Annotated in this window: 8 protein-coding genes; 6 read left to right on the top strand and 2 right to left on the bottom strand. The window is 32.2% G+C overall.

Annotated features, from left to right (window positions below; translation table 11 throughout):
- The first annotated feature begins 39 nt into the window (after positions 1-39).
- The 5 genes from ACH5TW_RS02380 (at position 40) to ACH5TW_RS02360 (ending at position 4,537) form a co-directional block, all read left to right on the top strand.
- Positions 40-1,050: a zinc-binding alcohol dehydrogenase family protein gene (locus ACH5TW_RS02380; protein WP_439334878.1), complete on the top strand. Its 1,011-nt coding sequence runs from the start codon at positions 40-42 to the stop codon at positions 1,048-1,050.
- Positions 1,051-1,062: 12 nt separating this feature from the next.
- On the top strand, positions 1,063-1,893 hold the full coding sequence (locus ACH5TW_RS02375; protein ID WP_439334877.1) for an amidohydrolase family protein: 831 nt from the start codon (positions 1,063-1,065) through the stop codon (positions 1,891-1,893).
- Between the two features lie 5 nt (positions 1,894-1,898).
- Complete coding sequence (locus ACH5TW_RS02370) at positions 1,899-2,690, top strand: SDR family oxidoreductase (protein WP_439334876.1); 792 nt, start codon at positions 1,899-1,901, stop codon at positions 2,688-2,690.
- A gap of 74 nt (positions 2,691-2,764) precedes the next feature.
- Complete coding sequence (gene fucP / locus ACH5TW_RS02365) at positions 2,765-4,105, top strand: L-fucose:H+ symporter permease (RefSeq protein ID WP_439334875.1); 1,341 nt, start codon at positions 2,765-2,767, stop codon at positions 4,103-4,105.
- A 96-nt stretch (positions 4,106-4,201) separates the two neighbouring features.
- Positions 4,202-4,537, top strand: a complete 336-nt coding sequence (locus tag ACH5TW_RS02360) for an L-rhamnose mutarotase (protein WP_439334874.1) — start codon at positions 4,202-4,204, stop codon at positions 4,535-4,537.
- Between the two features lie 83 nt (positions 4,538-4,620).
- Here the strand turns inward: ACH5TW_RS02360 and ACH5TW_RS02355 are convergent, their stop codons facing one another.
- Both ACH5TW_RS02355 and ACH5TW_RS02350 read right to left on the bottom strand, forming a co-directional pair.
- Positions 4,621-5,451 carry a DUF8693 domain-containing protein gene (locus ACH5TW_RS02355; protein WP_439334873.1) on the bottom strand — a complete coding sequence of 277 codons (831 nt, stop codon included), beginning with the start codon at positions 5,449-5,451 and terminating at the stop codon, positions 4,621-4,623.
- Positions 5,452-5,615: 164 nt separating this feature from the next.
- Positions 5,616-13,502, bottom strand: a complete 7,887-nt coding sequence (locus tag ACH5TW_RS02350) for a DUF8693 domain-containing protein (protein ID WP_439334872.1) — start codon at positions 13,500-13,502, stop codon at positions 5,616-5,618.
- 546 nt (positions 13,503-14,048) lie between these two features.
- Between ACH5TW_RS02350 and ACH5TW_RS02345 the strand changes: the two genes are divergently transcribed.
- The gene (locus ACH5TW_RS02345) at positions 14,049-17,033 is read left to right on the top strand and encodes a LamG-like jellyroll fold domain-containing protein (RefSeq protein WP_439334871.1); all 2,985 of its coding nucleotides are present in this window, start codon (positions 14,049-14,051) and stop codon (positions 17,031-17,033) included.
- Positions 17,034-17,306: the final 273 nt, after the last annotated feature.

Here is a 17,306-nt window from a genome sequence, read left to right as displayed (position 1 = left end):
TTTGTATAATTGAATTAATAATAGCAATTAAATAGAAGCATGAAGTACATAGTTTGTGAAAAACCAGGTGAGTTTATCTTAAAAGAAAAAGATGCACCTATAAGAAAATCAGGAGAGGCTTTATTAAGAATTAGCAAAGTAGGTATCTGCGGAACCGATATCCATGCTTATGGAGGAAATCAAGCTTTTTTTACATACCCTAGAATTTTAGGTCATGAATTAGCTTCAGAAGTCATAGAAATTGATACTAATGAAAAAGGTATTAAAGCAGGAGATAAAGTTGTAGTGATGCCTTATGTTAGTTGTGGAGAATGTATAGCGTGTAAAAATGGAAACCCAAATTGCTGCACAAATATACGCGTACTTGGTGTGCATGCAGATGGCGGTATGCAAGAACAAATTTCTGTGCCTGTTAATATTTTATTACCTGCTAATAATTTATCTGATAACGAAATGGCTATTGTAGAACCTTTAGCTATTGGAGCACATGCAGTTAGAAGAGCAAATATTAAACCAGGTGAAACGGTTGCTGTTGTTGGTTGCGGACCTATTGGTATTGGTATTATGAAATTAGCGCAAATTGCTGGTGCAAAAGTGATTGCCATTGATATGAATGAGCAACGATTGCAATATGCTAAAGAAAAAATAGGTGTTGATTATATAGTGAAAGCGGGAGATAATGCTGTAAATGATATTTCTGAAATTACAAATGGCGATTTATGTACAGCAGTATTTGATGCGTCTGGAAATAAATTTGCTTTAGAAGCTTGCCCTAGTTATATGTCGCATGGCGGCCGATTTGTTTTAGTTGGTTTATCTAAAGGCGAATTAACTTATAATCATCCAGCAGTACATGCTAAAGAAATGACTTTAATGTGTAGTAGAAATGCAACCACAGAAGATTTTGAACATGTTATAAGTGTGCTAAATCAATTTCCAACAGACTCTTTTATAACGCACTCTGTACCTTATACAGATATGATAGCACAATTTGATAGTTGGTTAAAGCCTGAAACTGGCGTTATAAAAGCAACTGTAAGTTTTAATTAAAAAGATATTATAATGATAATAGATACGCATCAACATTTTTGGAAATATGAACCTATTAAACACGAATGGCTTGATGACGATATGGCTGTTATTCGTCGCGATTTTTTACCATTAGATTTAGAAAAAGTATATCATGAGAATGGTATTGATGGATGTGTCGCAGTTCAAGCAGACCAAACTATAGCTGAAAATGATTTTTTGTTAGATTTAGCATCTAGTAATAATTTTATTAAGGGCATAGTTGGTTGGGTAGATTTGCGCGGACATGCTCTTGATTCTGATTTAGAAAAATACAGTGCATTTAATAAAATGAAAGGTTTTAGGCATGTCGTACAAGAAGAAGCAGATCCTAATTTTTTGTTACGTCCAGATTTTTTAAGAGGCATTTCAAAATTAGAATCACATGGCTTTACTTATGATGTATTAATTTTTCCGCATCAATTAGGAGCAACTTTAGAGTTTGTGAAACGTTTTCCAAATCAGAAATTTGTAATCGATCATATTGCAAAACCCTATATAAAAGATGATTTTTTTGATGGTTGGGCCGTAATTATGCAAGAAATTGCAAAGCAAGAAAATGTGTATTGTAAACTTTCTGGAATGATAACTGAAGCAGATTATAATACTTGGACACCAAAGCAGCTAGAGCCTTATATGGATTTAGTTTTAAATGCTTTTGGAACAAAACGTATTATGTTTGGTTCGGACTGGCCGGTGTGTTTGGTGGCTGGAAATTATTCGCAAGTAAAATCAATTGTCACAAATTTTATAGCAAACCTTTCAGAAACTGAACAAGAAGCTATTATGGGGAGAAATGCTATTCAATTTTATAATTTAAAATAAGTATCATGGATTTAGGTTTAAAAGGAAAAGTGGTAGTTGTAACTGGAGCTGCAGGAATTAAAGGTAGTATAGGAGAAACCATTGTACAGCATTTAGCCGCAGAAGGAGCTATTCCTGTAATTGTGTGTCGTAACGATCGTGGATTTGGATATGAAAAAGCATTACAAGAACAAGGTATTGATGCTTTATTTGTAAAAACAGATTTATCTGATTATAAACAAATAGAACAAGCCACAAAAGTTATAGAAAACAAATACGGTAGAGTAGATGCGCTTATAAATAATGTAGGTGTTAATGATGGTGCAGGTTTAAATGCTTCTATGGACGATTTTATGTATTCTATTAAATTAAATATGGTTAGCTATTTTGCAATGACGAAGTATTGTTTACCTATGATTAAAAAAGTTAAAGGAAACATTTTAAATATTGGTTCTAAAGTAGCGCTAACTGGGCAAGGAGAAACCTCTGGTTATGCAGCTGCTAAAGGTGGTGTTTATGGCTTAACAAGAGAATGGGCAGTCGATTTAATTAAATATGGCATTCGTTCAAATGCTATTGTAATTGCCGAAAGTTGGACACCTGCTTACGATACTTGGATTAAAACGTTGGAAAACGGAGAGGAAAAACTTCAATCTATTGTAAAAAAAATACCTTTGGAAAACAGAATGACAACACCTTCAGAAATCGCAAATCAATGTTTGTTTACTATTTCTGAAATATCATCACATACTACAGGTCAATTCATTACAGTTGATGGTGGCTATGTTCATTTAGACCGAGCTTTATTAACAGAATAAGTGTATATTAAACATTTGTTTTTTTATCAATACTTTTTTAGTAATATTGCTTTACTAACTAATTAATGATAAGAATGAGTAAATCAACTAAGATTCCTGTAGTTTCAAAAAGCATTATTGTTCCTTTTATTTTAGTCACTTCTTTATTTGCATTATGGGGTTTTGCTAATGCAGTAACAGACCCAATGGTAAATGCATTTAAAAAGGTTTTAGAATTATCAAATACACAAGCTTCTTGGGTTCAAATGGCGTTTTATGGTGGCTATTTTTGTATGGCATTACCCGCGGCTATGTTTATGCGTAAATATTCATATAAAGTAGGGGTATTAATAGGTTTAGGTTTATATGCTGGAGGCGCTTTATTATTTTATCCAGCTGCTATTACGGAAAAATTTTGGTTTTTCTGTTTAGGTTTATATGTGTTAACTTTTGGCTTAGCTTTTTTAGAAACAGCAGCAAATCCATATATATTAGCTATGGGCGCAAAAGAAACAGCTACCCAAAGATTAAATTTAGCACAATCAGTAAATCCAATAGGGCTATTGGCTGGCTTGTTGGTTGCTAAATATTTTGTTTATGATAACTTACAGTCTGATGATATTACCGATTTTAGTGCTTTAGATGAAGCTAAAAGAGCTATGATAAGAATGGCTGATTTAGCTGTGATTCGTGACCCTTATGTTGTTTTAGGCTTGGTTATTTCGGCTGTATTTGTTTTGTTTTTGGTTAATAAGATGCCACAATCTAAAGAAGAAGTAAACATGCCTAGTTTAGGTAGTACTTTTTCAAAGCTAGCAGGTAATAGTAAATATATTTTGGGGGTACTTGCTCAAATATTATATGTAGGTGCACAAATCATGACATGGACTTATATCTATCAATATGCAGAAGCTATTGATTTAGCTAATGTAGGTGTAGTTGGTTATGAAAAAATTGATGTATTTGATTATCAGTTTATAGCTTTTATATTATTTACTGTTGGTCGTATTGTTGGAACTGCTATGTTGCGTTTTATGAGCCCAGGTAAATTGCTAATGTTTTTTGCTTTATTAGCAGTTGTTTTTGTAGCAGGCACAATGTTTATTCAGGGTATGTTTGGATTATATAGCTTAGTTGGTATTTCTTTCTGTATGTCTTTAATGTTTCCAACTATATATGGTATTGCGTTAAATGATTTAACTGAAGAACAATCTAAAGTAGGATCTGCAGGATTAGTAATGGCTATTGTAGGAGGTGCTTTAATGCCTATGTTACAAGGAATGATAATCGATAAAGGAGGAAATGGTGTTGCGGATACTACAATAATGGGAGTATCTGAGGTAAGTTTTTCTTTTATTTTACCACTACTTTGTTTTGTATATATAGCTTGGTATGGTATATATGTATTTAAGAAGCATGAAACAAAAATTATATAATAAATATCATGAAACATTCATAACCAAATTTTCAATACTCAAAGAAATAATTAAATGAATGTTACTTCAGACCAATCAAAAAATAATTATAAACAGATGAAAAAGTTTGTCCTTTTTTGTGATTTAAAAGATGATGCTATATTAATTGAAGAATATAAAAAACATCATAAATCTGTTTGGCCAGAAGTCATTAAAAGTATTAAGAATTCTGGAATTGAAACCATGGAAATCTATAATAATGGTAATAGATTATTTATGATTATTGAAGCCAATGATACGTTTTCATTTGAAGTTAAAGCTAAAAATGATGCTTCTAATATTAATGTACAAGCATGGGAGGATTTAATGTGGAAATACCAACAAAAGATACCTTGGGCTAAAGAGGGAGAGAAATGGTTGCTTTTAGAACAAATTTTTAAACTAAACCAATAATGTTATCTAATTTGATTTTTTGTTGTGATTTTTGATGTAAGATTATACAATAATTTAAATTATAAGAAGTTAATGTTAATCTTTTAATTAATATAAACTTTCTTATTTACAAGTCTTCCTAGATCTGTTTCTATGCTTACTATTGCATAATTAGACTTTATTTTTCTTATAGGGATTTTAATTGTTTTAGAATTAATTTTTATAACAGATATTACATTTTGACCATGCATATTATAAACATTAATATTTTTAATTTTGGTTAATGCATTTGTATTTACATATAATTCTTTAGAATTACTTAAATAGCTAATTTTAGTTTTCTCTATATTACTTTCTTCAATATTCAATATGCTTTTAGCTACACTACTATTTACACTATTTGCATTACTTTCATTTTTGAAAGTTATATAAAATCGATCTGAGTATTCTCCACTGTCAACATTAGAAGCATAATTTGAACTATTGATTTGAGTATATGTGTTAAGTAAACTATCGTATATGAATATATCAATTGGAGAGTCGAAGTTTTCTAATGTATCTAATGCTATTTCAATATTTCCATTTTGTGACATAAACATCCAGAATGGATATTTTTTATTTTCATCAAATGATCCTACACCCTGGATAGTACATCGTTGATTATCTACTAGCCAATTTAAATCATATGGGTAATCATCTTTATTTATGGCATCATAACCATAATCATAAGCATCACTAGCCGAATTGTCTTTTGTAAATGCTAATAATAGATGTCTTGTAAAGCCGTTAGGCATTTTAAAATCAATACGTATGCGTTGTATATTACTATAGGCAACGTTTAAACTACTATTATTTATTTCATTATTAGTTTTTGCTATACTGTTAGTAAAAACAAAAAGAAGCATTATCAGGAATATGTTTGTAATTCTTGTCATTAGATTTGGGGTTTAATTGACAATAAATATTTATATATCAAATATATAAATTTACTTTCTATTAAACACTATAAAACGACATAAAAAAACGATGAAATGCATTTTTTTGTATATAATTAAGTTTTAACCTACAAAAATAGCGTAATATATTTTTTTGTAATTAATTATTTATCAATAACAACTTTTTTATTCATGCTACCAGTTGGTGTTTGAACAATAATAATATAAGTTCCTTCAGAAATACTCTTGCTAACTGGAATTCTCATTTCATTAGATAATGAAGGAGAGTTGGTTTTATTCCATGTTTTTATTGTTTGACCTAACATATTTGTTAAATAAACTTGCTTTACTTCATTATTACTAGGTATTTTAATAAATATCTCTTTACTATTTTTTAAGTAGTTTACAATTACATTATCTAATATTATATCATCATCAGATAAAGAATTATTGTCTTTTGCAAAGGTTATAAAAAATCTATCAGTATAATCACCTACATCTAATGACGTTTCAAATTTTTGATTATTTCCATTAATTTTGGTGTAAGTTCCTAGTAGTGAATCATAAATATAAACTTTTGTGTCAGCAGGCATATTTTCTAACTCACTAACAGCTATTTCAATAGAGCCCCCTGTTTTTGAAAATAAGCCAATTGGATATTGCTTGGTGTCATTAAATACTCCAACACCTTGTATAACATATTTTTCATTATCAATTAGAAATAACATGTCATTAGGATTATTATCTAAAACTTTGGCATCATAACCATAATCAAAATTATCAGAAGCTTCATTATTTGGAGTAAAGGCAAGTAATAAATACCTTCTTGCTCCTTCAGGAGTACTATAAATTAGTCTTATTCGCTGGATAGGGTTGTCATTACCAGAAATTGTATTAGACGAATTATCGTTATTATTTTTTGTTTTTCTAGATTTTAAAAATATAGAATTAGTAGATGATTCTCTTTGAAAATCACGTTGGTCATTCTCAAACTTAATATTGTTACTAATTTTATTGGTGCTAGCAGAACTGGTAAAGAATCCTTGTCCAACGGGAATATAATCTCCTGGTATTAAACTAGAACTACCTGAACCACTTATATAAAAATTATCAGTTGTATTATATACTTCTCCAGTTGGAGGTGATATTCCACCAGCAAGAGTATATATAGCATATCCACCTTCATAATCTTTTAAAACATGGGTGTTATTAGAGTCAAAATGAATCCAGAAATATAAGGAACCGTTAATACTTCCTGTAGTATTTGGATTAGCTGTAGTTGCACCACCATTAGGATTTAGTAGCGGTATATTATCTTTAATAAATTCTTGAGCATCCAATGCAGAAGGATATGGATTTCCTATTAAGGCATCATTACCTATAGTAATAGGTGAAGTAATAGTCCCATTGTTGGGTTTTCCTATAAAAACATAATTTTGTAATGTACTAGCGGCACCACTTCCTTTCATTGTATACCCTAAGCCAACCTTGAAATTACTAGTTTCTCCTAAATATCTCCATTTGGCATAGGTATTTGATGCATAATTTTCGTATGCATATATCCAACGTCTACTTAAAGTCTTACCACTTGTACTAGGGTTTGCAAAAGCACTATTTGTCCATTGTAATGTTAATGGTGTAGCAGAGTTAGTTCCGTCAAACATTACTGTACTTACATTATGATCTACATTATTATTACTTGTATTTATTATGCTAACTGGAGATGACCAATAGTTGTAATTAAAATAATTGGTTGAACCTTGTTGGTCTTGTTCTATATGTCCACCACTTGTAACATCTAAAATGCTTTCACTTACTTGTGAGTCAGTATATCTTTTTTGAATTAATTGAGATTCTCCAACTAAATCAATAATTCCATCTAATTTTAAGTAGTGGGTTATCCATAGCCCATGTCCAGAATTAGTTTCGTCTTGATTAGCACCAGGACTTGTAATTGTTAATTTTGTATTAGGTGTATCCATTAATAAACCTAGTAGGGTAATGTCTTTTGATTCAGATAATAAATTATGAGAGGACACAACAATATTCCAATCTATAGGTGTTTTGTAATTAGCTGGATGGCTTGGGTCAAGATCATTTATGTCTTTTCCTATTCCATTAGAATTAGGGTAATCCCAAACGCTATTACCCCATTGCCATGGAGTACTTATACTCGTATCTATCCATGTACCAGAGTTTTTAGTAAAATAAGGAAGTGGTGCAGTTTCCTCTTGCCAAGTAGTTATGTTAATAAGCTTTCCTTGAGAAGATCCTGCATTTGGCATTAAATAGCCATTAGCAATATCTGTTGTACTTTGGTTCATTTGATAATAACTTATTAAATTATTCCAAGTTAATCCTGCTATATCTTCATTTAATATACTACCACGAACTAATGCTCCATTATTTTCGATTTCTTGGTTCATCATTTGATGAATTTGATCTTCGTTTAAAGCAATGTTCCATATTTTTAATTCATCCAGCCATCCATAAAAATAGTTTACAGGCCTAAAAGGAGCATTTATATTTTGATCCATAGCTCCAAGAATAAAGTCAGCATTATTAATAATAGGAGCATTGCCTGTAGTCGTTTTTAATAAAATTCCATCTATATATAGATTATAATTTGAACCATCAAAAGCAACTGTTATGTGATACCACCTATTACCATCTATATTATAGTTTGAAGCAATAGATTCAGAACCATTCCAATTGAATGAAATTTTATTGTTTACTAACCTTAAATCATAACCAGTTGATAAATTATTAGCAAACCTTTTAGATAAAATAGTTTGTGTATTTGTATTTGTAGTTTCAGATTTAATCCAGACTTCAATACTAAATGGCGTAGAATTTAAGTTAAAATTATTATTAAAATTGACATTATCATCAATACCATCAAAATCAAGACTGCTACATGTGCTAAAAGTCACTGACATCTCATCTGTTTTACTAGGACATGAGTTAATATTGTCTGAAATTGTCCATCGTAAAACATAAGTTCCTTCATTAGGGCTATAAAAATTAGAACTTGGGCTAGATGGATTAGAAAAAACTTCATTCCCGTCTATAGGTCCTGATATAATAGTCCATAAACCTTCTCCAACAGCAGGGTTATTCGCAGCTAGTGTTATATTTTCAGTACCACACAATGGAGTTTGATCGACACCAGCATTAGCATCTGTGATTTCTAATGGCTGATTTAGAGATATTTGTAAGTTTCTAGTACAAAAATTAGCATCTACAATAGAAACATTATGAGTAGTAGCGTTTAATCCAGTTGCTGTTAGACCTGTTTGACCATCTGACCAAGTAATAGTATATGGTGTTGTGCCTCCAGAAACAGTAACACTTGCTGAACCACTATTATCACCAAAACAATTTAGGTTTTGTCCAGTTATACTAGCTGTAAGTTCTGTAGGTTCGCTTATTGTTGTACTGGCAGTAACTTGACAATTCTTACTGTCGGTAATTGTTACAGTATAGGTACCAGCTCCTAAGCCAGAAACGGTTGATGTAGTTTGCACTGGAGTTGTATCCCAAGCATATGTGTAGCCTGGTGTACCTCCATTAGCAATAACACTAACTGTACCGTTAGTATCTCCAAAGCATAATAAATCGCTAGAAGACGCAGTAGCAGTAATAACAGGAGCATTAGAAATGATAACTTGTGCACCTTGTTGACACCCTTGAGCATCTGTAACAGTTACTGTATATGGACCACCAGCAGGTAATCCTGTTGCAGTTTGAGTCGTTTGGCCATCAAACCATAAATAAGAATAAGGAGCAGTTCCACCACTAGGAATAGCTGTTCCTGTTCCACTAGAATCACCAAAACATTCTGTATTTGTTCTACTGGTTGCTACAGTTAATTGTTGAGGTTGAGAAAGTGTTATCGAGGTTGTACTTGTACAATTATTTACATCTGTAACAGTTACAGAATATGATACGTTTGCTTGTAAATTATTAGCTGTTGCAGTAGTATCTCCGTTATTCCATTGATAGGAATATGGAGCTGTTCCTCCACTTGTAACAGAAGCTGTTGCAGAACCATTGTTAAAACCAAAACATGTCGGGTCCGTTGGTGCTATAGATAAAACAATTTCATCTGGACCAATTAAAGTAACGGTATCAGTTATTATACAACCGTTAAGATCAGTTACTGTTACTGTATAATCTCCAACACCAAGACTACTTGCTGTTGCAGTAGTTTGACCATTAGACCACAGATACGTATAAGGAGGTGTGCCTCCAGATGCTACCGCTGTAGCAGAACCATTTGTATCTCCAAAACAAGAGACATTTACACCATTTAAATCAACGGCAGTAGCAGTAACATCAGGATAACTTGTTGGTTGTCCAATTGTAACAGAAAGTGCAGGTAGAGTTGTTCCATCAGCATCAGAAACGACTACTGTATATACACCAGCGATTAAGCCCGTTGCAGTTGCACCCGTTTGACCATCAGACCATAAATAAGAGTAAGGTTCTGTTCCTCCAAATGCTTCTACAGTAGCTGTACCACTATTGTCTCCAAAACATAAAGCATCTGTACCATTTATAAAAGCTGTTAAAGGTGTTTCAACTGTAAGGTCTCCTGCAGCACAAAAACATTTAGGTGCAGCTGGTCCACAACTATTTTGTGCTCTCTGTTTCCATGAAAATAACAATCCTGTAATTTCAATTTCACTACCACAAATATAATCTGAATCTAATAAGAGTCTTCCTTGTCCATCTGGAATAGGAATAGCAGGTGAACCTGGATAAATACAATCTTCAACTGATTGTGTTGTTGCTAATCCTGTAAAAGGATCAGTAACTTGATATCCAGCTATTACATATAAATTGTACTTAGGTTGTGCATTACTTGTTATCGTAAACCATACATATACAGGTAATGCGTCTCCACCAGAACATTGCTCAATGGGTGTACCATTTTCATCTCCAATAAAAAAGTCAGTAAAATCGTAATCATTGGAAACACAACGGTCGCAATCAACATTATACTCGAAACAAACTCTTATATTATGTATTTGTGTTATGGTAACAGACTGCCCTGTATTATCTGATACAGTTAATGTTATTATTTTATCACCAGCTGTAGCGTATTCAACTGATTGTGTTCCTGAATTAGTGCCAGTAGCTGGTATGGCATCTAGACCAAAATCCCAAGAATAAGTATATGGTGCTTGACCTCCTTGAATTACGGGCACAATAGTCATGGTTTCTACATCATCTTCTCCAATACATTCGCTAGAAGTCGTCATTGATATGACTAAAGGGTCACCAATATTAATACTTGTAGTTGCAGTACAACCGCTTTCATCAGTTACAACCACAGTATAAGTTCCATCAGTTAATCCAGTTGCTGTTTGTGTGGTTTGTCCATCATCCCATAAATAAGTATATGGTTCGTCTCCTCCAGTAGGATTGGCAGTAGCCGATCCATTAGATAGTCCAGGGCCAGTTGTATTTATTCCTGTAGCAGATACTCCAAGTTGAGTTGGTAAAGCATTAGTAACACTAACTGATGAAGAAAAACATCCGTTAACATCAGTAACCGTTACTGAATATGTTCCTGGTATTAAATTTGTTATTGTTTGAGTTGTAGCTCCTGTATTCCATAAGTATGTAAATGGACCAGTTCCACCATTAGGAACAGCAGTAGCAGATCCACCAGTACCTCCAAAACAACCTTCTTGTCCTAACACGGTATGTGTAAGCACGTCTGGTTCTGTAACTTGAATAAATACAACTTCAGAACAACCACTAGAATCAGTAACAGTTACTGAGTAAAATCCAGTAGGTAAATTACTTACGGTATCTACACTAGCTAAACCTACACCAGCATTATTACTCCATAAGTAAAAATATGGAGCCGTACCTCCAGAGGCTGTTACTGTTGCAGTACCGTCTGAATCTCCATTACAACTAGGTTGTGTAAATGAACCACTCGTAATCAATTCCGTTGGGTTACTATATGTTGTAGTAACTCTAGATGTACAATTATTAGCATCGGTTACATCAACCCAATAATTACCAGGAGCTAAATTACTAATTGTTTGAGAAGTTTCACCGGTATTCCAAACATACGTATATGGACCAATACCTCCTGATGGATTTATTGTTGCAACACCATCATTAGCATCTTTACAAGTAATTTCTATTTTTGCTATAGTTCCAGAAAGATTAGTAGGTTGGGTAATTACAACATTATATGTTGCACTACAATTATTAGTATCTGTAAGAGTTAAACCATATGTTCCAGCAATTAAATTTGATATATCTTCAGAAGAACTTGTAAACCCTCCAGGACCAACCCAAGAATAAGTGTAATTAGGTGTGCCTCCTGTTACGCTAACGTTTATTGCTCCTACATTTCCTTGATAACAAAGCACATCACTTTTTGAATCTAAAGAGATTGTTATTGGATCAATAATAATAATTTGATTAGCAGTTATAATATTTCCATTTCCATCGTCAAATACCCATGGTATAGTAGTAGTTGTTGTTATTGGAAAAGAGATGTTAGTAGATCCAAATAATGTTCCCGAACAATTATCGGTTGTTGTTGGTACCGAAGGTGAATAACTACAACCATGAGTAATCGTAGGCAAGCTAGGGATAATTGGATCGGTAGTATCTTCAATTATAACATTTTGAGGTACAGTTATAAAATTACCATTACCATCATTAAATGTCCAATTAATAACATGTGTACCTTGTGTTGAATATGTTAATTGATCTGTTGTTGTTCCGTTTATAACACCTGCACAAATATCTGTAGTTTGTGGTACTGTTGCAGTTGCTGTACATTCACCAGTAATATCGGCTAATATAGGTGTAACCGGATCTACATTGTCAATAACTGTAACAGTAAAGCTACAAGAAACTTGTCTGTTAGCATTATCAGTAACAGTATATTCTATAACTGTAACGCCTAGAGGAAACGCATCGCCTGAAGTTAATCCAGAAACATCTGTTTGTGTTGTTATTGCTCCAGGACAATTATCTGTACCAGTAGGAATCGTATAGTTTATTATTGCTGAACAAAGTCCAGGATCTGTGTTTTGTGTAATATTACTAGGGCATGAAATGGTAGGATCTTCGGTATCAGTTATTGTAACATTGAAGCTACAAGTTGAGGTGTTTCCAGAGGTGTCAGTTACAACAAACGTATTTGTAGTTGTTCCAACCGGAAAAGCACTTCCAGAAGGCAATCCTAATGTTTGAGTAATTATTTCACCTGTACAATTATCTGAAGAAGTAACATTATAAGTTACAACAGTAGAACAGTTTCCAGAATCATTATTTGTTGATATGTTTCCAGGGCAAGTTATGGTAGGCGGTACATTATCTTCAACAGTAACTACTGCAACACAAGTATCAGTTTGACCATTACCATCATTAACCGTAAGGGTTACATTGTTAGCACCTAAATTGGCACAAGTAAAAGCTGTTTGAGATGCGCTTAAAGTAAATCCACAATTATCAGAAGAACCACCATCAATATCATCTGCAACTATAGAAGCATTACCAGCAGCATCTAGTTGAATCGTTATGTTTTGACAAAGTGCCGTAGGCGGTACATTATCTTCAACAGTAACTTGTGTAGTACATGTATCTGTACTATTATCACTGGTATCAGTAACTGTTAAAGTTATTGTTATAGGAGATAACCCAATATCAGCACAACTAAAACTAGTTCTATCTGCCGAAAAGCTTAAAGCACCTCCTCCTGTGCTTCCATTATTTAAATTTGCAGGGTCTAGTATAGCATTACCAGTTGCATCTAAATTGATAGTATAATTACCAATACAATTAGCTACCGAAGTAATAGATGTTTTTTCTATTGATGATTTATCATTATCTATAATTATCGTTTCATCATCATCAAACAACTCAACAAAAAAAGAAACAACTTTATATTGTATATTATATATTGGTGTAGCAGGAGTAGGGTTATTACTCAAATTACGAGCATTTATATTACTACTAGATAGTAATATAAAAAACAAAAAGAAGATTTTGTAAAAAATAATTTTCTTCATAAATAGTTAACTTTAGGGCATTGCAAAAACATAAATTACTATTATTAAAAATTATTTTAATAATAGATTAATTTGATTTGGTTTAAAGTGCTATTAACCAATTATGTAGGGTGACTGTAAAAGTATTAGTAAAGGAGAGGACATAACAAATATAATCGTCCAAATACACTTTTATTCTACATAGCTACACATATTTTTTTATTGTTATTATTAATTATTTAAACAGTTTATGTAAAAAACATCTACTATAAGGGCTAATAAACTCTTCGCAAACTATTTTTCGGAACAAATATAGTATAAAAATCGACAATCATCCATGAAAAGCAAAAAAAATCGACGAAATGCATTATTAATGTCAATTTTATTTTTCCTTTTGCTAAGCACATCTTAATAAAAAGCATTAAGGACTTAACGTATTTAATGTTTTTTTTGATTTTAATAAATTCCTTTTTGTAACTAATTTATTTATGGTAAGTTAGTCCTTTCTCAATTCAATCTTTTAGTTTTGAATAGGAAATGAATAATAACCAACTATAACCAATTTACATGAAACTACGCGCATTAATATGTAATCGATTATTTAAATTTGTACTCACAAGTTTATTTGTTCTATTCAATTTAAATTTAAATGCACAGACTTTAGCTTTTCCAGAAGCTACAGGTTTTGGTAGGTATACAACAGGTGCAAGAGGACATGCAAATCCTCAAATTTATTTAGTAACCAATTTAAACGATAGCGGAGCAGGATCATTTCGAGATGCTGTAAGTCAAGAAGGGCGTTTTGTTATATTTAAAGTAGGTGGGATTATTAATTTGCAATCTCAAATTGTAGTAGCAAAGAACACTACTATTGCAGGACAAACAGCTACAGGAGAAGGTATTGTATTAGCGGGTCCAAGAGTAACATTTACTGGAGCAAGCAACACTATTTCACGGTATATTCGTATTCGCTATGTAGGAGGGGCTAAAAATCAAGATGCATCTGGTTTGTCAAATGGAGCTAACATGATTTTCGATCATATGACGGTTAGTTGGGGAACAGATGAAGTATTTTCTATTAATTGGGATGGAAAAGGCACAAGTCCAGATAATATAACCATTCAAAATTCTATAATAGGTCAAGGTTTACATAGGCACAATCATTCAGCAGGTGGTTTAATGCAACCATCAGATGGTAAGATTAGCATTATTGGTAATTTATATATCAGTAACAAAACCCGAAACCCTAAAGTAAAAGGGATTAACGAGTTTGTAAATAATGTGGTTTATAATTGGGGAAACTATGGTAATACTTATGGGCATACAGAATCTGGAGACGCCTATATTATGGGTGGTGATTCGGCTGGAACTTCAGAAGTAAACATTATCAATAACTATTTTATTGGAGGTCCTTATACCAGTAATTCAGTATTTACACCGTTTAATAGAGGTAATTCTAATTTCTTTTTATATGGTTCTGGTAATTATTTTGATAATAATAAGAATGGTATATTAGATGGCACGTTAGTTTCTGAGGATTTATCAGGTTATCCAACAGGTGATGCTTTAAGTATTCAACCTTCACCTTATGATTATCCTATGAAAAACGCACCATTAACAGCGCAAGAGGCTTTTGATAAAGCTGTGTTAAATGTAGGAGCGTCGTTTCCTAAACGCGATCAAGTTGATAGCTTAATGATAGATAATTTAGCGTCTAAAGGAACTGAAGCTTTTTATGTTTACCGTGAATCCGATTTACCATTTATTAATGGTGGTTTAGGACATGTTTATGGAGCACCTTCACCTTTAGATTCTGATAATGATGGTATACCAGATGCTTGGGAAGATACCAATGGTTTAGATAAAAATAGTGCAGCCGATGCTTTAACAGTAAGCAGCACTAACGCTCCATATTTAAATATTGAAGTTTATATTAATGGCTTAGTAAATGATACACCGCCAGAATTTATTATACCGCCATCTAATATTAATTTTACGAATGCATCATCAGTAGAAGTGCCTCCAAGTAGTTCTTTAACTGTTAACTGGAGTGATAACGCAGATAATGAAGATAATTATATTTTAGAGCGTTCACTTGATGGCAATAATTTTTCTGTTATAACAACACTAGAAGCAAATAGCAAAAGTTTTGATGATACAGACCTAATTCCAAATACTAAATATTACTATCGAGTTAAAGCTACAAACGTTACTGATTCATCTGTTTATAGCGCTATAGCTTCATTAATAACACCTGCTATTCCATCTGCACCAGACAAGACAACGAATCCAACACCTGCTATGGATTTTAATTTTGTAGAATTAAATAGTACCAATCTTGTTTTAAAATGGAATGGAAGTTCTAATACAGAAACTTATACTGTTTATTTTGGTGACGATGAATCTAATCTTAATAAGTTGGCAGATGTTTTAAGCGCTACTTATGAAGTTAAAGGACTAACTCCAGGGACTAATTACTTTTGGCGAATAGATGCTTCTAATAATAAAGGGAATACTACAGGAGATGTATGGACTTTTAGAACTATTACAGAAATTGCAGAAGGAGAAGTAGGGTATTGGCCGTTTAATGAAGCACCGTTTGATGGCGGTCAAATTACAGATATTACAAGTTATCAAAACCACGGAGCGTTAGATGTAAATTATGATAATGCTAGTGTAAGAGTGTCAGGAAAAGCAAACAATGCTATAAGTTTTTCAACAGCAACAAATGCGGCTATTATGTCTAGTATTCCAAATCAAGATCAATTGTATCTTGATAAACATTCATTTACTATTTCATTTTGGATGAATGCTGAAACTTACTTATTGCCAACAGGTTCAGCTAGTTCTTATTTATTATGTAAAGGGTCGTTTGTTAAAAATACAGATACGGGTGCAACAGGTAAACGTTTTAATGTTGAATTTAAAAATAGTGAATTTCGTTTTGCAATAGATGATAATGTTACCAAAAAGGAATTATCAATAAGTGGTGGACAATTTTTTACAGGTAATTGGGAACATGTGGTTGTTATGAGAGATATTGCAGCTCATAAATTAAGAGTCTATTTAAATGGTAGTTTTTTAAGTGATCTTAATGAAACTGGCGTTACTGGTATTGCAGAAGTAAGTGATTTAATTTTAGGGAACATAGGAGAAATAGAATTGTTAAACGGAACAGATCCTGCTCCTTATAAAGGAAAAATAGATGAGCTTAAAATATTTAATTATCCGTTGAGTGCATCAGAGGTGTCAAGTATATATCATAATGTGCTTTCGATCAATGATGAATTTAGTAAGAATAAGAACACTATTAGTGTACATCCTAACCCTGTTGCTAAACAAATTAATATAAAAATTCCATCTTATAATCAACCTTTTGTAATTGCTACTTTAAGTGATATTACAGGTAAGTTGATTATTAAAGAAAAAGTAGATAGTAATGGAGATGGGCGTTTTACCATTAATATTGCCAATAAAAAATTATCAGGAATATATATACTTAATATTAAAGGGAATAGTTTAAATGATAATTTAAAAATTGTAGCTGAATAAATTATTAAGCCATAATACTTTTTAACTTATTATGGTTTTTAAAAAAAAGCCTTAAATCTACATATAAGGCTTTTGCGGAGAAATATGCTCCGATGACCTTTAAGTTTTATCAGTAATATCATGTTTTACCAGTTTTTAAGAATCAAAATGTTCTCATATAAATAGCGATAACTAATTTAAAAATGAAAATTTATGTTGAAGATTAGAGTTTAAATAATACTTTATTAGATGCTTTCAACTAATAATTAAGCCTTAATTATACATAATAAACAT

This window comes from Thalassobellus sediminis (genome assembly GCF_044386045.1).
Classification (GTDB): domain Bacteria; phylum Bacteroidota; class Bacteroidia; order Flavobacteriales; family Flavobacteriaceae; genus Thalassobellus; species Thalassobellus sediminis.
The sequence above is the reverse complement of the archived record's forward strand: the minus strand, read 5'-3'. Positions and strand labels throughout refer to the sequence as shown.